This is a genomic window from Colwellia sp. E2M01 (assembly GCF_018860585.1).
Lineage (GTDB): Bacteria > Pseudomonadota > Gammaproteobacteria > Enterobacterales > Alteromonadaceae > Colwellia.
This window is the reverse complement of sequence record NZ_JAHKPR010000029.1, coordinates 102,976-128,034: the sequence shown is the minus strand read 5'-3', so window position 1 is coordinate 128,034 and position 25,059 is coordinate 102,976. Positions and strand designations below refer to the sequence as shown.

Below are 25,059 nucleotides of genomic sequence, written 5' to 3'. Positions count from 1 at the left end.
TATCGGAATTGGTATAAAATAACTTGTTTTCTGTAAAAAAGGTATAAAAAAAGGACATCCAATTAAGGTATGTCCTTTTAACATCTCTATTATGTAAGCTAATAATTAGCTTACATAATTATTGCTAATTAAAGAGCAACGATGTTTTCAGCTTGAGGGCCTTTTTGACCGTCAGTAACTGTAAATTCAACTTTTTGACCTTCAGCAAGAGTTTTAAAACCTTCACCAACGATAGCGTTGAAGTGAGCAAAAACGTCTGGACCGTTTTCTTGCTCGATAAAACCAAAACCTTTAGCTTCGTTAAACCATTTTACTGTACCAGTAGTAGTAGACATATGTGTATCCTATAAATATTTAAGAGTAATTGTGCTAATACATTTAACATTAAGTTAATGTTTAGCGGGTTTGCTAAAAAGAGTTGATATTACTTATAAATCAGGACGTGTTACAGATATCTTATCTAAAGTAAGCATGAGATAACATCGAAATGGTGTACAAAAAAATAAACTAACTTCAAGCTAGTTGCATTATATAGTTAGCGGCTAGGATGTCAACAAATAGTATAAGTAAAGCTGTAAGTTAAAATAAAAAATAAACTTAAAGCTTTACTGTATACATCCAATTTATCTCTATAATTTAAATTCTTGTACAGATTGTTGTAGCTCTTCTGCTAAGCGGGCAACTTCACTACTTGAAGCGGCTGTTTGCTGTGAACCGGCAGTTGTTTGCTCTGCGATTGTTACAATTGATTCAAGGTTTTCACTTATTTCATGGGCAACAACACTTTGCTCCTCCGCTGCAGTTGCTATTTGTGAACTTCTATCAAATGCTTCATGTACTGCGTGAGTGATAATTTCAAGTGCTTGATCTGCTTCTTCACTTTGTGTCACACATTCGCTAGCTTTAGACTTACCTGCATCCATCACTATTACCGCTTTGCCAGCACCGGTTTGTAGTGCTTCTATCATTGTTTGGATTTCAGAGGTGGATGTTTGTGTTCTGCTGGCAAGTGTTCTTACTTCATCAGCAACAACAGCAAACCCTCGTCCTTGCTCTCCTGCACGAGCAGCTTCTATAGCGGCATTTAAAGCGAGCAAATTAGTTTGCTCTGCGATGCCACGAATAACATCTAGAATGCTACCAATTGAAGCACTGTCTTGTTGTAATTGGTTGATAACCTGTGCTGCGGACTCTACTTCCGTTGCTAATAATTCAATTGTTTGGCGGTTTCTTTCAGAAATAACTTTTACACGCTCTGCTTCATCATCAGCATGTTTTATTTCACCTAATGCATCGTTAGCGCTTGATAGTACGCTTTGTGCTGTACTACTCATCTCAGTTGTTGCCGAGGCAGCTTGTTCCACTTGATTACGTTGCTCTTCAATAGCACTAGTACTTTGCGCAGTAACAGCAGATGTCTCTTCGGCTGCTGCAGCGAGTTGTGCAGAACGATTAACAATACTTTCAATTAAGTGACGTAAACTATCGATTAATAGATTACAGTTTTTTGATAATTGCGCAAATTCATCCTCACCACTTTCATCGAGTTTTCTTGATAGATCGCCTGAGGCAACAATATTAAGCATTTCATTGACGCGCGCCAGTGGGCGAGTAATGCCAATTAAGGTCATGCGAGCAATAAATAAAGCAACAATAATTGAAATAATCATAATAATTGTTGTTTGTGTCGTGCCGCTACTTACAGAGTCTTCAACCAACTGACTTGTAATAACCGTTGTTTGGTTCGCCAACTCCACTTGTGCATCTAAAATTTTAGTAACTTGTTTTGCTACTTTTTCTACTTCTTTAAGTTGTTGTGTAGCGTTGCTATTAGCGGCTAATTGCTTCGCTTTATGCGATAAAATACCATCGTTTTGTGATAGTAATTGTTGTATATCGTTAAATGCTTCTTGTACTTCTTCCGCAACATCATCAATATCATACTTATTTAGTTCAGCAATAATTGCTGATACTGAATCTTGAGCATCAATTATGTTGCGGTTAATTTCATTTTCAATAAGTTGTGCTGTACTTTCGTTAATAATGTCGCGATATTCTAGTGATGAAGATACGACTGAATTAAACTGTGTTTCTAATCGTTCACCTAATGTAATTGCTTTTTGTAATTTAGAATCAGCTAAATCATGATCGGCCAAGTCTAATAATAAGGTTACGGTGTCATCAGACTTTTCTTCCAGGTTATCTATTTTGTCCGTTAATAGTTGTTTTTGTTCAATGCTGATTTTATGGTTATTAAACAATAACGACCCTGCTTTATAAAAGCTTGAAAAATCGTTTTCTGCTAAACTTAAATTAGTTAATAAACTTTCTTCATCAGCAACTATATTTTTTAGCTCTGATAATATTTGAGTAAATTGGTCTGCAGTATTGTTGTAGTCTTTTAACTCAACGGCTAATCTCGCAAGATCACTCTGGTAGTAACCCTTTAACGTTAAGTAAGTCATTTGATTAAGTTCTAGGGAAAGTTTATTACTCGCTTTTAACGTGGGTATTGCTAATGTTTTTTGTTGCAGCGTTGAGTCGCTGATAGTACTTAAATTTGATAATGAGATGCTACTTATTAGGATCAATAATATGGAAATAGTGGCAAAACCACCAATTATTTTTACAGCTACAGTTAAATTCATAGAGTCCACCAACTTGGAAGGCTACTAACCTAGTTAATACATTTGTTTTTATATAAAGCTTAGCCTGTATCGACTAAAAAAAGGAAATATTTAATTAAATATTTCCTTTTTTATTTTTTTTTAGCGCAAAAGCAGGGGTTGCTAATGTACAATACTAGCTGCTTTTAATCTTTATTGATAGCGGATTGGGTGAAGTATTTTTTGTCGTGCCAGCGCAGCATTGTAAGGTGGTTTCCCCATACGCAACCGGTATCTAAAGGGTATATGTTAGGGTGTGCGACATTACCCATAAGTGAAGCCCAGTGTCCAAAAATCCATGGTGTCTTATTAATAGTTGTTGATAACTCAAACCAAGGTGTTATTAGTGGTTGAACTTCTGTTGGAAGGCTATTTATATTTTCATTTTTATCGGGCGCTTTTTTTTGAGTAAACTCTAAAGAACCATCCTCAAAACAATAGCGCATACGAGTAAAAGCATTAATGCTAAAGCGGAATTTCTCTATCTCCGTTTTAGCTTCTAACCAACTGTTAGGCTCTTCGCCATACATCAAAGATAGCCAATGTTCACGAGAGTCCCCAGCTAATCTTTGTTGAATAAATTTTGCTTGTTTTTTTGCTTCTGAAAGACCCCATTGCGGTGAAATACCTGCATGGCTCATATATGCATTTTTAGCTATGTCGGTAGTTTTTTTATTGCCTTTATTTTTTATCTTGTTGCCATCATTAGATAAAAATTTTGCGTTAGGTATTTTTTGCAATAAAGGCTGTTCAGCAAGCCAATCCATAAGTTCATCAACATCTGGGGCGGCAAGTAAGTCATCTAAATTATCGCTTATTTTAGCTTTTTTTATGCCAGCATGTACTGCTAACAAATGCAGGTCGTGATTGCCTAAAACGACTTTAGCACTTTTACCTAAGGATTTTATTAAACGAAGAGTATCAAGTGAATCTGGACCGCGAGCGACTAAATCACCCGCAAGATAGAGGGTGTCTTTAGTCGTGTCAAAATTTACTTGTGATAACAATGCTGTTAGTTCTTTGTAGCAGCCTTGTATATCACCTACCAGATAAATTGCCATAGGTTATTCTGCGGAGGGAGCAGGATCCTCCGTTAATTCATTGTTTAATATTGACTCAATACTATCGTCACCATTGTCATCACTTTGCTTTTGTCTATTTTTTGACATGCGTCGCTTTTCTTTTATTGGTGCTATTTCAGCTGGGTTATCTACAATAAAATTAGCAAGTTTAATGTAATCATCAAGGGTTAAGTTTTCAGGGCGTAAATTGGCATCAAGCCCTAAATTGGTTAACTGCTCTTCAGTGATCAACTTTTTAAAGCTGTTTCGAATAGTTTTTCTGCGTTGATTAAAGGCGGTTAAACAAACAGTGTTTAATGCATTAATATCTTTCACTGGGTTGGCAATATGCGCATGTGGGATTAATCGGACGATTGCCGAGTCAACTTTTGGTGCGGGCTTAAATGCTTCAGGGCCAATCTCCATTACCGGTAATACTTGGCATTGATACTGGGTCATAATTGATAAACGGCCGTAAGTTTTACAATCTGGACCTGCGGCCATGCGCTCTACTACTTCTTTTTGTAGCATGAAGTGCATATCTTTCACTTTGTCTTTAAAGGTTAATAAATGAAAAATAAGTGGGGTAGAAATATTGTAAGGCAGGTTACCAAAAATACGTAATGGCTTGTCGTCACTTGCTAGTTGGGCAAAATCAAATTTCAACGCATCGGTTTCATAAATAGTTAAATCTTTAGCGATGAAAGGGTGATGGCGTAATCTGTGCGCTAAATCTCTATCTAATTCTACTACCGAAATTTTACCAGCTCGTTCGATAACAGGCTCGGTTAGCGCGCCTAAACCAGGGCCAATTTCGATAAGATTTTCACCTGGCTCAGGGTTAATGGCATCGACAATGTCACTGATCACAGCATCATTATGGAGAAAGTTTTGCCCAAAGCGTTTTTTAGCTTGGTGACCTAAATGTTTTTTGTCGTTCATAGTAATTACTTAATTGATCTTTATGTTTAGCTAGCTCATAAGTGTTATTTGATTAGGGCTAGTCTAATAAATGTTAACCTTAACTACTCGTTTTGGCTAAATTGATGGCATTGTTCATTGCTTCAATAAAACTACCTGAATCGGCGGTTCCTGTGCCTGCTAATTCTAATGCGGTGCCATGATCTACTGAGGTACGAACAAAAGGTAAGCCAAGGGTAATATTAACTGATGAGCCAAAACCTTTATATTTTAATACAGGTAAGCCTTGATCGTGATACATAGCCAATATCGCGTCTGCTTGCGCTAAATATTTTTGTTGAAAAATAGTATCTGCGGGTAGTGGGCCTACTATCTCCATACCATCGGCGCGAAGCTCTGCAAATGTAGGCTCCATTACTTCTATTTCTTCAGTACCTAAATGACCATCTTCACCAGCGTGTGGGTTAATACCACAGGCATATATTTTAGGTGATTCTATACCAAACTTTGTTTTTAAGTCGTGATGTAATATACGAGTCACTTTTTGCAAACGATCAGGGGTAATCGCTTTAGATACATAAGCTAATGGTATATGTGTAGTTACTAAAGCTACACGTAGGCCTTCGGTTGCTAACATCATAACAACGTCGGCACAATTTGCTTGATTTGCAAAATATTCGGTATGGCCGCTAAAGGCAATACCTGCCTTGTTAATCAAGCCTTTATGTACTGGGCCGGTAACAATAGCATCAAACTCACCAGAAATATTTTTTTCGCTAGCAATTCTTAGTGTTTCTACTACATAAGCGCCATTGGCGGTGTCTAATGTTCCAGGAATACAAGGTGCACCTAGCTCAACATTTAAAATAGTTAAGGTACCTGCTTTTTGCGCGGTAACAGGAGCTTTTTGATCGTAGTCAATAAGGGTTAAAGGTAAAGACAGTTGTTTGGCGCGCTCTAGTAACAATGTTTTAGAGGCGATCACAACCATTTCAACAGGCCAATCTTGTTGTGCAACCTTTATGATTAGATCAGGGCCTATTCCTGCTGGCTCTCCAGGAGTAATGGCTATGCGTTGAGTCATTATCTATCGTCCTTTTCAAAAACTTCGATATAAGCTTCATCACGCATCTCTTTTAACCAACGCGCATTTTCCATTGCGTATTTTCGGTTAAATAGAAGCTGATAAGCTCTGTTTTCATTCATTTGTGAGGTGGCATCAACTATTCGTCTATCTTCTAAGTAGACAATATGCCAACCAAAAGAAGAACGGAATGGTTTATGGTAATCACCTTTTTTCATCGTAGCTAATGCATCTTGGAAAGCTGGATCATATTTCTTTGGATCTGACCAGCCTAAATCACCACCTCTTACTGACGTTGGGCCTTCAGAATGTTCTTTCGCTAATTCAGCAAAGGTTGCTTCACCGGCATCAATTTGTTGTAAAAAGCCATTTAATAAAACCTGTGCTTTTTCGTCACTTAAAATAACAGATGGTACAATGAGAATATGACTGGCTTTGACTTCTTCAACTTCAACTACTTCACGGCCACGAACATTTAACACTTTTACTATGCTGTAACCTAGACCCGTACGAATAGGACCTACAACCGTGTCTTTAGGTTGGTCAATGATTAATTCAGAAAAGAGTGTTGGCATTTCATTAATATTCTTCCAACCTAAATTACCACCTTTTAATGCATTGGAATCACCAGAGGATGTTATCGCTATTTTTGCAAAATCAGCGCCTTCATTAAGTAATTCAATAACTTTATTAGCTCTCTCTTTAGCGGCATCAAGATCTTTTTGCTTAGCGTTAGCTGGAAATTCAATTAAAATATGACCTAACTCATACTCTATATCGTTACTGCTTTGCTCTTTCATTATGGTTAATAAGTTATCTATTTCTTGTTGCGATACAAATATTCTCCGTCTAACACTGTTACGGGTTACTTCACCAACAATCAATTCAGTACGAACATCTTCACGATATTTCTCATAATTGGTGCCGTCATTAACAATTGTTTGACGAAATTGCGCCAAGCTCATTTTATTCTCTTGCGCCATTTTTTTTATTGTTTCATCAAGCTGAGCGTCACTAATTTGAATACCCATACGTTCGCCAATTTGAGTAAGTAAATTATCATTAATTAATTTATCAGTTACTTGGATACGCAGAGCGCTATCTGAGGGTAAATCTTGGTTATTATTTATAGATTGTTGTTTGATGGTATTTAATAAGTCTTCAATTTCTGATTCAAGTACTACACCACTATTTACGATAACGGCAACTCTGTCTATTAATTCCTCTTTTGCGTGAACAGTAGAGAGTGTTGCTATGATAAGGCTTGATACAAACAGTAGTTTATTTAGAATATTTTTCATTGTGTTATCTTGTTTTCATTAATTAGGTGATTTATTAAGTAAGCGTTCTTTTATACCGCTTAAGCCGCTATTTTATTTAATTTTGCAAGTAATAAGGTCGTTTGTAGCCGAATATACTTTTATCTAACATTTCTTGTGTGCCAATCGTTGATTGATTGCCATCAAAACCTTTGATGACTAATTTAAAGTCAATACCTGAATCAAAAGCTTCTCGGCCATCGATGCCAATGTTATTAGGATCTAAATTAGAGTTAATATGTCTGTAGTAGGCAATACGAACGGCCCAACAGCAACTTTCATATTGAAAACCTGCATAACTCTCTAAACTTCTCTCCTGCTTTAAGTCTTGCGTTAAACGCCCTACAAAAGCCCAGTTTTTGTTAATTCCAAAGCTAGTTAAAACCGATGCTTGCTCTATGCTCTCTCCTGAGACATTACGAGTGTACCTATGGTTCAATTGAAGTAAATTATATTTTGACATTTGATAGTCAATATTAATCTGCCCTTTATTTGTGTGGTTTTCTAATGTGTTGTATTGAATGTCACCACTAATTTGCCATTGGTGGTTTATTCGATAAAATATATCAGCCGCTAGTGCAGGTTGTACTTCATTAATTTGCCCATTATCTAATAACAATGTATCAATGGGAAGGTTTGAGTTTGAGCTACCTAAATATTGAATACGACCAAGACTTAAACGCAGTATCTCTAAATTATTTTCATTAAGTAAACGGCTTGTTAGACCCCAAGTATATTGATTTGCCGCGGTTATTCTATCTAAGCCACTGTAACTTATATCACGAAATATACCATGAAAATCATCCTGTAAATCAGTTGTATCATATAAACCAATCATCGATTGATCTTTTTCTGGTACGTATAGATATTGTAATTGAGGTTCAAGAGTATGCCGATAATTTTGATTAAATAATAAAACTTCGCGGTCAAAATTTATACCACCATGTATTCTTATTTTAGGTAATGTTCGCGATACTTTTTCTTCCAAAGGACTATCTTGTGCGATGTTATCTTGTTGATAATAAGTGTGTAGTAATTTTATTTCAGAATTTAAGAACCATGCAGGTCTCGCTATAGGGAATGTAAAACCAGCTTCAACGTGATAACGATTAGCTTCAGCTTCATCCTGTTCAGAACTTTGAAAGTTGGTTAGCTCTGAATATATTTCAAATTGTCCATTTAAAAAGTCCAATGGTTGTTGAGCTGATATATCAATGTGCGGTAATGTTTTATAACTTGGTTGGTGGTCACCTAATACTTCAAAATCTTGTAGTTTTATAGAGCTTTGCCATTGTTCGCCAAAATAAGCAATTTCAGCCGTTTGGTACAGGTAAGTGTCGTTATAATTATATTGCTCACTACCGATATCAACTAAATAGTTATCATCGCTGATAGTGGTAAAGTCTAAATAAGCACGAAAGTCATTTGAAAAAGTACCAACATGCTGTATACGAGCTAAATAACGGGCATCATCATTGGTGGTTACTTGTTTATCGTTATTTAAATATTCAATATCAATTTGACCCGATTGCATATTTTTGAGGTAACGAAATTCTGTTTGTAATTGTAAACCACGTTTTGACATATAATGTGGGGTGATTGTTGCGTCATAGTTTTCTGCTATATTCCAATAATACGGAGCACTAAATTCTATTCCTGAATTAGTTGAATTACCTGCTTCAGGATATAAAAAACCGCTTAATCTTTTTTTAGAAATAGGGAAGTAAAAGTAGGGAACATATAAAACGGGTACATCTAAAACTCTAAACTGTGCCCCATAAGCCTCACCAAAATCACCTTTTGCCGATAGGTTTATTTCTGATGCTTTTATTTGCCAATCAGGAACTTCTTGCAAACAGGTTGTAAAGGTTGAATCAGCCAAACTGAGTAAGCCATCTCCGGTTATAACTAGATCTTGAGCGTTACCACGCCCAGGGTTTCCGTCAAGTTGATAAGACGCTGCAGTCATTTGTGTTGAGCGTTCTGCCTTACTGGCACTTAAACTGTCAGCAAAAATATTAATGTCACTACTTTGATATTGAATATTACCAACTGCTTCAATTTGCATTTTTAGTCGGTTAAACGCGAGTTGGTCCGCCATTATTTTTTGAGTTTTATCAACCAAAACAACTGAGCCATTAAATAAAGCTTGCTGATCTTGTTCAATATTAGCTTCTAACGAGGAAATACGAATACTATTGTCGGTTACGGTGACACCTTGACCAATATCACTAAATACAGGTAACGGACAATGACTAGCTAATGAATTTGCTGATGATGTTGTGGTGTCAGATGCTGCGGATACTTTTTGTGCAAAACAAACAAGTAAAAGTAGTAAACTTAACGGTAATGTACGGGAAAAAAGCATTTATTGTCCGAAATATTGTCCGAAAACAGGTGAAAATTTATAAATTGATTTTATAATGATGAATCAGTTATTTTAACGGCTAATTGCTTTATGATATAGCACTTTTTTCAGTTGGGCTAAATTCTTCTGTGATTGTTTAAAAAAACATATCAGCGGAAGTGATTTATTTCCTAGTTTAACGCTTTTCTACATATTTGAAAGATATTATGAGTAAGTTGTTATTTTATTCATTGTTAAGTATTTTAAGCGCCTTAGTTACAAGCTAAAGCAATAGCGTTATCTCATTCTTTTTAATTTAGGAAAATTTAGAAATATGCATATCTGGGGTAAGATTTTAGGTTTCTTATTTGGTTTTATGCTGAGTAAAAGTTTATTCGGTGCATTACTAGGTTTATGGCTTGGTCATATTTTTGATCGCGGTAGAGGATTTAACTTTAATGGTATCGCTGGGGGCAGCGAAGATGATGTTGCTAGGCAGGCAGCTTTTTTTTATACCACTTTTTCTGTTATGGGTCATGTTGCAAAAGCAAAAGGCCAAGTAACCAGCCATGAAATTGCCTTTGCTAGCGCTTATATGGATAAATTAAATCTTAATAATGAATTACGAGAGCAAGCACAAGATGCTTTTCGGGAAGGTAAATCTTCTGGCTTTCCGTTAAAAGATCGCCTTATTAAATTCAAACGCTTGATGGGTAATAGACAAGATTTATTACTAATGTTTTTAGAGATACAAATACAAGTGGCTTTTAGTGATGGCGATTTAGATAGCTCAGAGCGTTCAGTTTTACATACCATAGCTCAGTTTTTAGGATATTCAGCACGAGATCTTGATAACTTATTAGAAATGATTATTGCCGGTAGTAGTTTTCATCAGCAACAAGCGGGCGGTAGTTATAGACAACAAAGCTCAGCTTCGAGACCTAGTACTGGGCAGCAGCTTGATAACGCTTATAAAGTGCTAGGAATAGATAGAAATTCAGACATGAAAGCCATTAAAAAATCGTACCGCAAATTAATGTCGCAACATCATCCCGATAAATTGATTGCCAAAGGCTTGCCGCCAGCCATGATGGAAAGTGCTAAAGAGAAAACTCAGGAGATTCAAGCGGCTTATGATTTAATTGTTAAAGATAATAAGTAAATCGACAGTTTATATCTTAATTTAGTTAGGAGTAATTGCGATAATAACTACCAACCAATTGCTTTTAGCCAACTATTTATTTGTCTAAGTAATTCTTTTTCTGGGTAATAGCCGGTAATAGTATTATTTAGCTGGCGTTGACGATAATAGGTTTTCACTTCTTGTGAGGCCATTACTTTTCTTTGTGGTGCTTTATTAATGACTAAGCTGTTGTCGTGCTTGAGATAAAGATCGAGCACGGGTAACTCAGAGACTGCTAATTGCTGTGCAAATTTTTCATTGTCGCTGTCAATAAGCTCATCATTACTGGACCGGTAACTACTTAATAATATAAGGGCGTTAGGACGCTGACTGTCTTCTTGACTGAAGTTATCAACTAACAGTGCACTATTATTTCCTTGTGCTATTACCACCACAATCCCAGGGTATTCTTTTGTAGTATTCATTATTGCAGTGAATAACACATCAAGCTTGCGCTTGTATTCGGATAGTATTAAGTCATTTTCTTTGATTCTGTCTTCAGTCGTTAAAGCTGCAGAGGGAAAATCTTCAGGTTTATTTTCTGGTTGGATTGCAATAGTGTTCCAACCTTGAGAGGGCAAAGTATTCTGTAAAAAATTAATGGCTTTAGGGTTGGTTGCCCCTTGTTGCCATTCAGGTAATAAAATAACAACCCCTTTACTATTGGCGCTAGTGTATTTTTGCACTAGGGTTATATACTCATCAGGGCCTGCTAATAATGGCTTTACTTGCCCCTTTGTTGAGTAATGTTGTAAGTCGTCTTTTTGTTGTTTGGTTTGACTTACAGGAGGATCTACTTTGTTGCTCTTTGTTGCAGTGTCGATTTTTCCGTCGCTATTTGTATTATTTTTGTCTGCTGCTTCTTTATTTGATAAACCATCATCTGTTTTGTTAAGCGATTGCTCTGTATTATCTTGATTAATATTAGCTGCGGCGTGTGCTAAGTGTATTGAAGTAAGAATGGTTAACAGAAAAATTGAAATAGTTACTAAGAATACATTTTTGATATTTTGATAATGGTAAGTACGCACGAAAACACCTCGAAAATTAATGAATGTCATAATACTTTTTAAACTAACAGCGACTATTACTTACATTACAGTATCGGCGCGTGAGTTAAAAACCTTAGGTAAATGGACATGGTGCGGTAAAGGTAATTTCTTCTTCACTCGTTGGATGAAATAAACGTAAAGTCAAAGCATGTAATTGCAACCTATTACGCATTGTTAATGCATCATCTGTGGCATACAATTTATCGCCCAAAATAGGGTGCCCAATCGCTAACATGTGAACTCTTAGCTGATGTGAACGCCCTGTAACCGGGGTTAATTCAACTAGTGTACTGATAGGCTCACCTGCAAGACTAGCATCTTCATCAGAATAGCTAAGTACACGAAAATGCGTTAAGGATTTTTTGCCACTTTCAAAATCTACCATCTGTTTCGGTCTATTCGGCCAATCGCAAATGAGTGGTAAATCAACACTGCCTTCACTGTCTTTTACATGACCAAATACACGAGCAATATACTGTTTTTGGGTTTTTCTTTGTTCAAACTGGCGACTAATAGCTACATGAGCGGGCTTGTTTAATGCCATGATCATAATGCCAGAGGTTGCCATATCTAAGCGATGCACTATGGTTGCGCTTGGTAATACTCGTTGTACACGATTTTGCAAACAATCTTGATGTTCAGGTAAACGTCCTGGTACGCTTAAAATACCACTGGCTTTATTTACCACTACAATATCATCATCTTGGTAAATAATATCAAGATAAGGCGACATAGGCGGTGTGTATACGAAATCAGGGTTTGCACTCATTATTTTCTCAGTTTCTGTCGTTTAGATTATTTTATCCCATCACAAAAAAAGCTAAGTTCACTTTAGTTTGCGAACTTAGCTTTATACTTGATTAACTTAATATCAATTTAATCAACCCTTAATCAATATCAGTAAGGTAAGTTTGTTAGTGAGTAACTACTATCATTCTTATTGCTTCAAAGGTCAATTGTGCTTTATCAATGTAATGCGTTAACTCTTCTTGTTGTTGGCTAATAAAGTCAATTTCTTCTTGGCGAACACTTGGATTAATTGCTTTTAAAGCGGTCAATCGTTGTTGCTCTGTCGTTAATTTCGTTTGCATTGCCGCTAATGATTTTTCTTGAATAGCGGCAATATGCTCAGCACCGTGAACTTCCGCTTTAGCAACAAGTGGGGCTATTTGCGCTCTAAGTGCTTTAACGAGCTGTAGTGCCATTTGTTTTTTAACAGGTGATAACTGTTTATCAAGCACTTGTTCACTCACTTTATCAGCTAGGTTATTACCGTTTTTGTCCACCAAAATACGTATTGGCGTGGTTGGTAAATAACGACCAAGTTGTAAATGTGCTGGCGCAGTAGCTTCTACTGTGAATAAACATTCAAGGAAAAAAGTTCCTACAGGTAAAGCTTCGTTTTTTAACAAACCAATACTGGCATTACCTATTTCATCACTCAGCACTAAATCCATAACACCGCGAACCATAGGGTGATCCCAAGTTAATAATTGATAATTTTCATTAACTAAGGCGGTATCTCGGTCAAAAGTAACTGTAGTACCATCTTCGGGTAAACACGGGAAGTTACTATTAAGCATATGCTCGCTTTGATTTAAAGCGATGGCATTATCGGCTTTGTCATCTTGCTGAATACCAAAAACATCTAATGCTTGAAACATAAATTGCGGTAAGTCGATACTGTTATCAACTTTTTCGATTTTGTTTACTAGCTCAAGCGCACGACCTTGTCCGGAAGAGTTAAGCTCTAATAGTTTATCTCGACCTGACTCTAACTCAGCTTTAATCGTTAAATGTTTTTGCCAACTATCACTAATGAGTTTTTCAGCTTCTGTTGATTGCTGTTGTGACGTTAATGCTAACGACAGTAAAGTTTCGCCGAAAGTTTCAAAAATTACTCTGCCTGTAATACAGGTATGCTCAAAACCTTGCATACCTTGATGATACCAATCGAATAATAAATGCTGCGCAGAATCTTCAAAATACGGTACGTGTAATTGAATAACATCGGTTTGACCAATACGATCAAGACGACCAATACGCTGCTCTAATAAATCAGGGTTACTCGGTAAATCAAACAATACTAGGTGATGCGCGAATTGGAAGTTACGACCTTCACTACCAATTTCTGAACATAATAATAACTGGGCGCTATCTTCATCTTGGGCGAAGTAAGCTGCGGCTTTATCACGTTCGAAAATAGATAAGCCTTCATGGAAAACAGCAGCACGAATGCCTTCTTTTATACGCAGTGCAGCTTCTAAATCAATGGCAGTTTGCGCGTGTGCACAAATCACTAATACTTTTTCTTTTTTGAGAGTTTGTAATAACTCAATTAAGTAATCAACGCGCGGGTCAAAATCTGTCCATGCTTGCTCATGGTGATCTAAACCATACAACATTTCAGGGGTAAAAATAAATTTAGCTTGTTTAGATTGTGCTAAATTTTCAGGGCTATCGCTGAGCATTAATTCATTAATGGACTCTTCGTATTGCTCTGGCAGCGTTAATGCAGTGGGCATTAATTTTCTAGCAGGGAAGCCTTTAATCGTATTACGCGAGTTCCTAAATAAAATACGGCCTGTGCCATGTCTATCAAGTAACTGTTTTAATAAACCTTGGCGTGTTGCTGCTGATTTATTTGCATCATTAAGTAGAGCAAGTTGGGCTTTAATATCGGTTTCTTTTAACAGCGTCGTTAGAGTGTTTTCTTGTTCAGAAGTAAGCTTTTCACCTTCAACTAAAGCGTTAGCGGCATCCGCAACTACGCTATACTGTGACTCTTCTTCGGTAAATTTTTGATAATCGTAAAAACGATCAGGGTCAAGTAAACGTAAACGCGCAAAATGACTTTCATGACCTAATTGATCTGGTGTTGCGGTTAATAATAGAACGCCAGGAATTACTTTAGATAATTGCTCAATGCATTGATATTCAATACTTGGGTTGTCTTGTTGCCAATTTAAGTGATGGGCTTCATCAACAATCATTAAATCCCATTCTTCTTCAAGGAGGGCTTCATACCATTCTGGATTTTTAGTAATAAAGCCTAAGTTAACTAGTACTAATTGCTCAGTGCTAAACGGATTGGCTTTTTTGCCATCAACGTAATTATCTTGGCTGGTTTCAACACAACGTTCGTTATCAAAAATACTAAAGCTAAGGTTAAAACGACGTAGCATTTCAACTAACCATTGATGCATTAATGATTCAGGTACAATAATTAGCACGCGCTTTGCTCGACCGGTCACTAATTGCTGATGAATAATTAAACCTGCTTCAATGGTTTTACCTAAACCAACTTCATCGGCAAGTAATACGCGGGGCGCAAAACGACTACCAACTTCATCGGCAATATATAATTGGTGCGGAATTAAACTAACGCGGGCGCCAGTTAAACCGGTTAAGTCAGACTGTTGCTGCTGATATTGATGGCTTAAACAATCTTTACGTAAGCGGAACCAATCTAAACGATCGACTTGGCTGTTTAGTAAACGGTCGTGTGGTTTATTGAATTTAATAAAGTGATCTATCATCACTTCTTTTAAACTGGTTTGTTCGTTAGTATCTTGGCGAACCCCTTCATAAGTAATAATGCCATGGGCTTCGCTGTAAGACGTTACTTTTAACATCCAACCTTCGTGGCTTGGAACTAGGTCATCTTTATTGAAAATAACACGCGTTAGTGGGGCATTGTCTTTAGCATATTTGCGAGACTCACCAGTGGCTGTGAAAACAATATTAACGAAGCGATGTTCAACCCCTGTTACTGTTCCTAAACCTTGATCTGATTCACTATCACTGATCCAACGCTGACCTAGCTGAAATGGCATATATATACTTCTCCGACAATTATCTTGTGGCTCCTATTATAATCAGGACTCACTAAATATAAAACTCTGCGATAAAAAAAGGCGCTATGTTACGCGGAATCCTAGACAGGATCATTAAAAAATTATGCTTGCTTCACTAAAAATAAGAGATTACTGTAGTTAAGCTATACTTTGTTTATATTAAAGCGGTTTTATATTTGTTTTGTCGGTCAATCATGGAGATTCGCGATGACTAAAGAGAATATGAATAACGAAAATAAGTTAAGTAATGATTTAAATCACAATTCAGTCCAAACCTCTCAAGCTGAGACTCCGAAGAATCTAACCACTGATTTACCCGAAAACCCTGCAACTATCTACATTTTAGATACTAATATTCTGTTACATGAGCCTTTCGCCTTCTTATCGTTTAAAGAGCATGATGTTGTTGTGCCTATGACGGTTTTAGAAGAGTTAGATTCGATTAAAGATAGAAATAAAGATGTGAGTAGAGATGCCCGTGTTGCTATTAGAGCACTTGAAGATACACTGCGTGATGCTAGTCCTGATGAGGTGTTATCAGGTGTTAAATTACCGCAAAATGATGAACAACACCCGAGTGGTTGTCTTGCTATTATTAATGATTACGCCCTAGAACAAACTGCCCATACTTTATCATTTAATGAAAACGATAATCGCATTATCAATGCAGCATTACACATCCAAAAGAAAACCCCGAATAAAAAAATAGTGTTAGTCACCAAAGACATTAATATGCGCCTCAAAGCGAAAGGTGCTGGTTTAGCGCATGTGGAAGATTATAGAACTGACCAATTAATTGATGATATTCAATTTCTAACTAAAGGTTACCATAAATTTTCGGGTGATTTTTGGGATAAAATTAAAGCTGTTGATACCGAATTAGAAGGCAGAAATACTACTCACTATGTAGCGCGTGATACTGTACCTTCAGCATACATTAATGAATACCTGTTAGATGAAAGCGAAAGTTTTGCTGGTAAAGTTACCGGTTGGGATGATGAACAGCTTGCCATTTTAGATTTAGGCCGGGAGCGATTATTAACGAAAACGGCGTGGGGCATTACCCCTAAAAATATTTATCAGGGTATGGCGATGGACGCTTTACTCGACCCTAATATCGATTTAGTTATTCTTACCGGCCCTGCAGGTTGTGGTAAAACACTTCTCGCTTTGGCAAGCGCCCTTGAGCAAGTTATTGAGCGCGGTTTGTACGACAAAATAATCGTTACTCGAAGTACCCCTGAAATAGCTGAATCTATCGGTTTTTTACCGGGTACTGAAGAAGAAAAAATGGCACCTTGGCTTGCTGCAATCACTGACTCTCTTGAAGTATTACATCAACAAGATGAAAGTATGCACGGCAGCTTAAATTACATTATGGACAAAGCCAATATTCAGTTTAAATCGGTTAACTTTATGCGCGGTAGAAGTATACAAAATGCATTAGTTTTACTCGATGAATGTCAAAACTTAACAGCGGCGCAATTAAAAACCATTATTACTCGTTGTGGTGAAGGCACTAAAATTGTCTGCTCGGGTAATTTAGCGCAAATAGATAGTAATTATTTAACCGCTGTTACCTCGGGACTAACTTATATTGTTGAACGCTTTAAGGATTTCCCAGGCTCTGCCACTATTAACCTAAACGGTGTGGTGCGTAGTCGATTGGCGTCGTTTGCGGAAGAAAACCTTTAACTTAGTTTCGTTATATTAAGTTTCGTTATATTAAATTTTTAGCTATCTTTAATTAAGCTATATTAGGATATTTGAAAAAGTAAACGAAGGTAGCTTGTTATATTAAGCTACCTTTTTTATTGGCTCAAACTGATTATTATCAAAAGTAATTAAGTAACGTTTGATAATAATCATTATTGCTAGATAACCCTTGATGACAGCCTTGCACAGAAATTCTTCCTGCTGCATTAGTATTATGTTATCTATTGAAATAAAGCGACAATTATAGGGAATAGTAAGCGTAAATAAAATTATCAATATCTAGTTGAAGTCGAGTTAATAAGTCACCTGAGCGTAAGTCAAGGTGATCATAAGACAGTAAAGGCTGCTATGTAAGCATGCATTCAGTATAACGAGCCGTGGTACGTACAATCGCTAAAAATCGATTTATTGTACACCTATAAAACTAAATTTTTAATGTCTAATTTAGTTTTACCTAATATTTATATGAATTATTTTTACATTATGAAAATGCATCAATAATTGCTCACCTTGCCTCTGTTATATTAATAGTTTGATTAACTATTAATGATATTAAAGAAGGTTGTTTGGATAAATTTTATAAATATTCATTATTTAAAGTATTACTTAAAACCTTGCTTAAAGTATGTGACTGCTTTAATTTGTTACCTTTGTTATTTCTCCGTTAATATTAAATATAATTCTACTCAATGTTAAGGCAACTCAGTGTACTATCAAACTGGCATTAATACTGTTTTCAGACGCTACAACATAACTGTCGTTGTTGCCTTTATCGTTATTATTTTAGTTGCTTTATCGGTTGCTTCACTACGTTACTTTAATCAAATAACTCAACACCAAGATGAAAGCTTATTAGCATTAAAGCAAGAAGCTCAACACTTAAATGTGATGCTTGAACAAAGTGTGCAAGCCGTTGTGGGTATACAAGTGTTTGCTGAGTATATGCTTGAACATCCTAATGAAGTAAACACTCCAATGCCTGTTTTGTCTCAAGATGATGATATATTTTATTCAGATAAACTTGAGCGTGATGTACTTCAACCTGGCAAAAGGTTAAGTAGCAGTATTACCGGCATAGGAAAAATTAGTCAATTCGATAGTCTTAAAAAGAAAGAAATCGCAATGGCGAATGCATTAACGCCGACTTTTATTGCAGCTCAAAATATTATTGAAGAAGCTAAATGGTTTTATTACATTTCATTTGATAATTTTGTAAATATTTACCCTTGGGTTGATCGTGAAATTTGGCAATTTAGTGAAAATACCTTAGCCAGTGCTCATTTCAAAAGAATGCATAAATTAACACCTAAAAACAATAGTGTTCTTTGGTCATCGCCTTACCTTGATGCTGCGGGTAGTGGTATGAGCGCATCACTTGGTACCGGTGTTTTTCATCAAGGAAAAATATTAGGTGCCGTAGTTATTGACGTAAATCTATCTCGATTGCACGACAATCTATCGGCGTTAGACTCAAGCGATCAAGGGTTAATACTATTTAATCAAGATCATGAGATATTGTTAGCGAAACGATTAGGTAAAGAATCGTTAAGCTATCGCGCTTCTTGGCAAGATTTATTACCGACAGAATTGCAACACCTTACACCTGACGCATTCGCTAAAATGAGTGATGCTCAACGCATTGGCGAGTGGTTTATAGAAAAACAAACTATTGCGGTAAATGGTTGGTCATTACTCAAATACCAACGATTTGCGAATTTTTCAGAGCCACAATACAGCGACTTCATTTTTATATTCTCAATGATGTTTATTGGTTTACTTGCTTTCCTTATGTTAATTAATAGCATGACCAAGCGTACATTTATTAAACCGACTACTGAGTTTATTCGTCATATTCAATATTGTGCTGAAGGTGATCCCGGCAAAGTGACTCCATCAGCTGATTGGTTGCATTGGTTTCAAGTAGTAGAAGATATATTTGTACAAAATAGAACCTTACTATTACAGCTTACCGAACAAAACGATGAGTTAGATTGTCGAGTGACCGAAAAAACGATGGCATTACAAGAAACAAGTGCGAAACATCAACGTGACTACGCTTTACTGCGATCGGTGATGAATGCTATTCCAGAGTTAATTGTATTTAATGATAATAATGGTTTATTGATCGGCTGTAATAATGCTTTTGAACGATTAACTAAACATTCAGTCGAGCAAATGTTAGGTGAAAAATCGGTAAGGTTTATGCCTCCTGAATTAGCCGCAGAAATAAATCGTTTAAATGCGCTTGACGATAATACATACCCACAAAGTGCGTTAATTAAAGCCGGTGACTTTACTTATCAAGGCTTTTGTAATCAATTTACTGACGAACAAGGCAATGTCCTCGGTTCTATTAGTCTTTTTCATGATGTTACGGTACAGCAAGCGACGCAATCAGCGTTGAAAAAAGCTAAGGATCAAGCTGAGTACGCTAACCGAGTAAAAATCCAATTTTTAGCGAATATGAGCCACGAGGTAAGAACCCCGATTAATGCCATGCAAGGTATGATGGACTTGTTAGCGCGTACCTCTCTTGATACTCGACAAGAACATTACTTAATTAATGCTCAAAGTGCTTCTACAACCTTGCTGCATCTGGTTGATGAACTATTAGACTTATCTAAAATAGAAGCGGGTAAAATGGTGGTCAGTCAGGCGCCAGTTAACCTCGCCAATATTATTGATAAAGCACTGAAGTTGAATATGAGCAACATTAACCATCAGCGTGTTGAAATGCTTGTTGATATGAGTGCGACCGTACCGAGTAACGTGATCAGTGATGAAATGCGCCTAGTGCAGGTACTGGCAAATTTATTTAATAATGCCATTAAGTTCACTGAGCAAGGATATATTAAATTAATTGTTGATACTTTATTAAACAATGAAAGTCATGCGCAGGTACGTTTTAGAGTTATAGACACAGGAATAGGTATTGCTAAAGAGAATCAAAGTCATCTATTTACCGCATTTAGTCAGGCTGATGAATCGATGACTCGTAAGTATGGCGGCTCAGGTTTAGGTTTGTCTATTTGTCAGCAAATTATTAAATTACTTGGCGGTAAAATAACCCTAACTAGTCAATTAGGTGAAGGTAGTGAGCTAAGTTTTATTTTGCCATTAGAAAAGGTCGCACTTGATAAGGTGCAAAATAAAATCTCTATCGCTGGCGAAGAAATAAATGATTTTAGTCAAGCAGAATTTACCCGTTTATCTGCAGACTTAGCGCACCCACTTGTTGATAGTGTTACTGTTTATTCGGTTAAACAAAAGCTTACAGAAAGCTTTATCCACAGTATCAAACAGATGAATTGGTATTTATATGAAGTAGATGATATTCAAGAATTATTGTCACTCAATATTGCTAAAGCCAGTGTATTGCTTATTGGAGAGACTCACTTTTCTCAGTTACAGCAACTGCAAACTGAAAAGGCTGTAGTGCAAAGCAAGTCTAGTAATCTATTTAATTTAACGGACTTTAAATTACTGGCCTTATCTCAGCCAGCATTAACCTCGTTGCATAACGAAACTTGTCGATATTTAGATAAGCTTGAAATCCCTTACTTATTAGTCGACTTACCTTTGTTTAGATATGCCCTTGATCAAATATCGAAAAGCTTGTTTAACTTAGATATAGTTAAAAAATTATCATTAGAAGAGTTAAAACCCGTCACTCCAAGCTTCGTAAACAGTACAAGTGAAAAACAGTTAATAAATAAGGAAGTAAGTAATACTAGGTATTTAGAAGCAGATATAGACGTTAAACAAAATCCTAAAAGCGCTATAGACGATGAAGAGGAAAACTTAAAAGATATATCAGTACTTTTAGTTGAAGATAACTTAATTAACCAACTAGTTGCGAAAGAGTTATTATCAAGTATGCAGGCAATAGTCACTATTGTAGATAATGGTCAAGCAGCGCTAGATATACTAGAAAAAGAATTATTTGATGTCGTGCTAATGGATATTCAAATGCCTATAATGGACGGACTCACAGCCACTAAACAACTTAGAAAACAGAGTAAATTTAAATACCTCCCTATCATTGCTATGACCGCTCATGCAAGAGCTGAAGATAAAGAGCAAAGCTTTGAAGCCGGCATGAACTATCACATGGCGAAGCCAGTAACAGGGAAGGTTTTACTGAGTAGCATTAAAGAAGTACTTATGCAAAGTAAAGTGACTAAGCCGCTTGTATAGTTTGTAGCGCTAATTGCAGTGATATCTTTTCTTGGTAACTATTGTTTTGACTTTAAATAAGACACTTTAACTGAACTTTATATTTGGTTTTTATGTTTAGGATTTTGACTATTAAATGAATAGAATTTAATTAATAGAAAAAAGGTGTTCTAACCGTTTAATTGTTTCGTCTATTTTACTAACGTCGGTTGGCGCAATAAAAATAGTATCATCACCGGCAATCGTACCCAGTACACCATCGCTCTTACTTAAGCTATCTAATAGCCTTGCTATTAACTGCGCAGCGCCAGGGCTGGTTTGAATAATTATCATCACCGAATTGTGTTCTATTTCTAATACTAATTGTTTGAGCGGACTTTGTGCTGTGGGCACGCCTAATTCTGCGGGTAAACAATACACCATTTCTTGGCGAGCATTGCGAGTACGTACCGCGCCATATTTACTGAGCATGCGTGATATTTTTGATTGACTAATATTGTTAAAGCCATTGGCTTTTAAAGACTCAACAATTTCACCTTGAGAACTAAATTGCTCTTGTTTTAATAAGTCTTTAAAAACTTGTACAAGCTCTTCTTGTTTGTGTAAACCGCTCATAATCTTTAACTAACCTTGTAATAGAAAAACACTTAAATCGATACCAATGTGATTAAAGCACTAATTTAATTGTTCATCATCGCATAAAATTTCATTAATATAGAATAATTATATAAAATAAATCATGCAACCTAAAAGTTGTTTTAACCGTACAACTTAATTGAATAGCGCGTCATATCAATATTTTAAGTGGATTATAGATAGTTACTGGTTAGCAATTCAGCAAATAGATAATCAATATATGCGTATATAATTTGTCTTTTGTTTGGTTATGCTATATCTTTTGCGCAGAAATAAATTAACGTATTTACTCAAATGCACTAAAATTCTTATGTTAATTAAATAATGCACAATAAATAAACCCATTTATAATTCGGAGATTTCAAATGAAAGTAGCAGTTTTAGGCGCCGCAGGCGGTATTGGTCAAGCGTTATCTTTATTATTAAAAACTCAATTACCAGCGGGTTCTGAGTTAGCTTTATATGATGTTGCACCAGTAGTTCCTGGTGTTGCTGTTGATTTATCACACATCCCTACAGCAGTTAAAGTTGAAGGTTTTGGTGCTGATGCATTAGGTCAAGCATTAACAGGTGCTGATATTGTAATCATTCCAGCGGGTATGCCACGTAAGCCTGGTATGGACCGTGCTGACTTATTCGCAGTAAACGCTGGTATTATCAAAACATTAGCAGAAGGTATTGTTGCTAACTGTCCTAAAGCATTAGTTGGTGTTATCACTAACCCAGTAAACGGCACTGTACCAATTGTTGCTGAAGTATTCAAAAAAGCAGGTACATACGACAAAAACCGTGTATTTGGTGTAACTACTTTAGATGTTATCCGTAGTGAAGCATTTGTTGCTGAACTTAAAGGTTTAAACGTTGCTGAAGTTAAAGTGCCAGTAATTGGTGGTCACTCAGGTACAACTATTTTACCTCTTCTTTCTCAAGTTGAAGGTGTAACTTTCTCTGAAGAAGAAGTTGCTGCATTAACTCCACGTATCCAAAATGCTGGTACTGAAGTTGTAAATGCTAAAGCAGGTGGCGGTTCAGCTACTTTATCTATGGGCGCTGCTGCTGCTCGTTTTTGTTTATCTTTAGTGAAAGGTTTACAAGGCGAAGACGTTGTAGATTACGCTTACGTAGATGTTGCTGACGGCGATGCTGCTTATTTTGCACACCCTGTACGTTTAGGTGTTAACGGTGTTTCTGAAATTTTACCATACGGTGAATTATCTGCTTTTGAAGAAAAAGCTAAAAACGATATGTTAGAAACATTAAACAAAGACATTCAAGAAGGTGTTGATTTTATCAACGCATAATTTTATCAATATATAATTGATAAAGCCTTACTTGCAAAAAGCCCGTCACTTCAATTGAAATGACGGGCTTTTTTTATGTCATTAATTATTTTTTCAAAGTATAAAGTAGGGCAGGTTACTTGGTTTTATTAATAGCGTATTGGCTTATTTGGCTAGCTAATAACGACAAAACACAATAGCCAAAAAAGTAATAAAAGCCTTTACCTACATTCGATATAGTCTCGCTGCTTAATGCCAATTTAATTTGAAAAGAAAATAAAGTAAATTGTTGGTGATTTATTGTTTCTGCATGATTGGTAGATAATACTGCCAGAAAAACCGCAATAACAAACACATCAGCCATTGACCACTTGCCAATAGCGCTAATCACATTAAGTATTTTTTTAGCAAGAGATGTGTTGCTTATAAAATAGGCAGTACACACTAAAGTCGCTTTAATTACAGGTATTGCTATCGAAAAGATAAACAAAGCAATAGCAACCAATAAGCGATCGTCTAACCAAAGCTCGTTGATTGTACCTAATAGTGATAACTCTTTATTGACTAGCTCGGTTGTTAATTGTGAGCCGCCAACATGTGCGTTTGCTTCCATGACTAACGAAAATATAGGTAGAGTAATGCCTGGAATAAATAAACCGATAGCAACAAGGTTTAGAAAAAAGCCTAAATGTTTAGTCATATCTTGCTACCTTTAAACAGTACGGTTAGCAGCAATATGCGCTAATGCAATCAATGCTTTTTTTTGTTCGCTATCAGCAATAACATCGAGCGCTTTGATGGCTTTGTCGGCTTCAATTTCGGCTTGTGCTTGGGTATAACGTAATGAGCCGGTTTCTTCCATAGCAGCAAGAATCAATTCAAGGTTGTCCATGCCGTTACCAAGTTCAATCGCCTCTTTGATGAGTTGTTGTTGCGTACTATTACCGTGTTTCATTGCATAAAGTAGCGGTAGGGTAGGTTTACCTTCAGCTAAATCATCACCGACATTTTTGCCCATTTCTTTAGCGTTTGCAGTGTAATCCATAATGTCATCAACTAACTGGAACGCAGTACCTAAATACTTACCGTAGTCAGCCATGGCTTTTTCGATTTTTTCATCTTGTTTAGCTACTACTGCGGCTAGGCGGGTTGCTGCTTCAAATAATTTAGCTGTTTTGCAGTAAATAACCTGCATGTAACTTTCTTCAGTGGTGCTGGCATCGTTACAATTCATTAATTGTAATACTTCACCTTCAGCAACAATATTGGTTGCATCAGATAAAATATTCATAATGCGCATATCGCCTAATTTAGTCATCATTTGAAATGAACGGGTATAGAGAAAATCACCCACTAAAACACTGGCGCTATTACCAAAAAGTGCATTTGCGGTTTCTCTACCACGGCGCATGTTCGATTCATCAACGACATCATCGTGTAATAAAGTCGCAGTATGAATAAACTCAATGATCGCGGCAATATCTAAATGTTGAGTACCTTGATAAGATAATGCTCTGGCAGCAAGCACTGTTAACATAGGGCGCATGCGTTTACCGCCAGCGTTAACAATGTATACTCCAAGTTGATTAATTAAGGCGACATCAGATTGTAATTGATCATAGATAAGATCGTTTACCGCGCTCATATCGTTTTGTGCTAATGCCTGTATTGCTTTAATATCTACGTTATTGCCCATATTACTTTCTTTAGCTAGTGTAATTTTTTATTAATTAAAAGGTTTCAATTAGTTAAGAAGGCAAA

The 25,059-nt window shown here is 36.3% G+C and carries 17 protein-coding genes; 4 read left to right on the top strand and 13 right to left on the bottom strand.

The features are described from left to right. Nucleotides 1-128: 128 nt before the first annotated feature. From KO502_RS06145 to lptD, 7 genes are all read right to left on the bottom strand, one after another. Nucleotides 129-335, bottom strand: coding sequence for a cold-shock protein (locus KO502_RS06145; protein ID WP_033092258.1), 207 nt, complete (start codon nt 333-335; stop codon nt 129-131). Nucleotides 336-629: 294 nt separating this feature from the next. Continuing rightward, nucleotides 630-2,648 carry a methyl-accepting chemotaxis protein gene (locus tag KO502_RS06140; protein ID WP_216021686.1) on the bottom strand — a complete coding sequence of 673 codons (2,019 nt, stop codon included), beginning with the start codon at nt 2,646-2,648 and terminating at the stop codon, nt 630-632. Nucleotides 2,649-2,812: 164 nt separating this feature from the next. After that, a complete protein-coding gene (locus tag KO502_RS06135; protein ID WP_216021685.1) occupies nt 2,813-3,727 on the bottom strand; it encodes a symmetrical bis(5'-nucleosyl)-tetraphosphatase in 915 nt (304 codons plus the stop codon). 3 nt (nt 3,728-3,730) lie between these two features. Next, entirely contained in the window at nt 3,731-4,669 is a 939-nt protein-coding gene (rsmA, locus tag KO502_RS06130) for a 16S rRNA (adenine(1518)-N(6)/adenine(1519)-N(6))-dimethyltransferase RsmA (RefSeq protein WP_252730536.1), read from the bottom strand. 79 nt (nt 4,670-4,748) lie between these two features. Next, complete coding sequence (gene pdxA, locus KO502_RS06125; RefSeq protein WP_216021684.1) at nt 4,749-5,732, bottom strand: 4-hydroxythreonine-4-phosphate dehydrogenase PdxA; 984 nt, start codon at nt 5,730-5,732, stop codon at nt 4,749-4,751. Next, nucleotides 5,732-7,033, bottom strand: coding sequence for a peptidylprolyl isomerase SurA (gene surA, locus KO502_RS06120; RefSeq protein WP_216021683.1), 1,302 nt, complete (start codon nt 7,031-7,033; stop codon nt 5,732-5,734). The genes pdxA and surA overlap by 1 nt, the downstream gene beginning before the upstream one ends. A 76-nt stretch (nt 7,034-7,109) precedes the next feature. Continuing rightward, nucleotides 7,110-9,419: an LPS assembly protein LptD gene (gene lptD, locus KO502_RS06115; protein ID WP_216021682.1), complete on the bottom strand. Its 2,310-nt coding sequence runs from the start codon at nt 9,417-9,419 to the stop codon at nt 7,110-7,112. A 313-nt stretch (nt 9,420-9,732) separates the two neighbouring features. On the opposite strand from lptD, the gene djlA reads away from it, so the two are divergent. Then, complete coding sequence (gene djlA, locus KO502_RS06110; RefSeq protein WP_216021681.1) at nt 9,733-10,560, top strand: co-chaperone DjlA; 828 nt, start codon at nt 9,733-9,735, stop codon at nt 10,558-10,560. Nucleotides 10,561-10,607: 47 nt separating this feature from the next. On the opposite strand, the gene KO502_RS06105 is transcribed toward djlA, so the two are convergent. The 3 genes from KO502_RS06105 to rapA all read right to left on the bottom strand — a co-directional run bounded on the left by KO502_RS06105 (nt 10,608) and on the right by rapA (nt 15,469). After that, nucleotides 10,608-11,612 carry a DUF3530 family protein gene (locus KO502_RS06105; protein ID WP_354668308.1) on the bottom strand — a complete coding sequence of 335 codons (1,005 nt, stop codon included), beginning with the start codon at nt 11,610-11,612 and terminating at the stop codon, nt 10,608-10,610. Between the two features lie 94 nt (nt 11,613-11,706). Next, a complete protein-coding gene (gene rluA / locus KO502_RS06100) occupies nt 11,707-12,402 on the bottom strand; it encodes a bifunctional tRNA pseudouridine(32) synthase/23S rRNA pseudouridine(746) synthase RluA (protein WP_216021679.1) in 696 nt (231 codons plus the stop codon). Between the two features lie 145 nt (nt 12,403-12,547). Next, the gene (gene rapA / locus KO502_RS06095) at nt 12,548-15,469 is read right to left on the bottom strand and encodes an RNA polymerase-associated protein RapA (RefSeq protein ID WP_216021678.1); all 2,922 of its coding nucleotides are present in this window, start codon (nt 15,467-15,469) and stop codon (nt 12,548-12,550) included. Between the two features lie 228 nt (nt 15,470-15,697). Here rapA and KO502_RS06090 point away from each other — a divergent pair, with 228 nt between their 5' ends. Together KO502_RS06090 and KO502_RS17310 are read left to right on the top strand one after the other, a co-directional pair. Next, nucleotides 15,698-17,185: a PhoH family protein gene (locus KO502_RS06090; RefSeq protein WP_252730535.1), complete on the top strand. Its 1,488-nt coding sequence runs from the start codon at nt 15,698-15,700 to the stop codon at nt 17,183-17,185. 726 nt (nt 17,186-17,911) lie between these two features. Then, nucleotides 17,912-21,403, top strand: coding sequence for an ATP-binding protein (locus KO502_RS17310; protein WP_216021677.1), 3,492 nt, complete (start codon nt 17,912-17,914; stop codon nt 21,401-21,403). A 126-nt stretch (nt 21,404-21,529) separates the two neighbouring features. Here KO502_RS17310 and argR read toward each other — a convergent pair whose 3' ends face one another. Next, nucleotides 21,530-21,997, bottom strand: coding sequence for a transcriptional regulator ArgR (gene argR, locus KO502_RS06080; RefSeq protein WP_216021676.1), 468 nt, complete (start codon nt 21,995-21,997; stop codon nt 21,530-21,532). A 386-nt stretch (nt 21,998-22,383) separates the two neighbouring features. On the opposite strand from argR, the gene mdh reads away from it, so the two are divergent. Then, entirely contained in the window at nt 22,384-23,319 is a 936-nt protein-coding gene (mdh, locus tag KO502_RS06075) for a malate dehydrogenase (protein ID WP_216021675.1), read from the top strand. Nucleotides 23,320-23,434: 115 nt separating this feature from the next. Here the strand turns inward: mdh and KO502_RS06070 are convergent, their stop codons facing one another. After that, on the bottom strand, nt 23,435-23,998 hold the full coding sequence (locus tag KO502_RS06070) for a paraquat-inducible protein A (RefSeq protein WP_216021674.1): 564 nt from the start codon (nt 23,996-23,998) through the stop codon (nt 23,435-23,437). Between the two features lie 12 nt (nt 23,999-24,010). Continuing rightward, nucleotides 24,011-24,994 (bottom strand): octaprenyl diphosphate synthase, encoded by a 984-nt coding sequence (ispB, locus tag KO502_RS06065; protein WP_216021673.1) that lies wholly within the window; start codon nt 24,992-24,994, stop codon nt 24,011-24,013. Nucleotides 24,995-25,059: the final 65 nt, after the last annotated feature.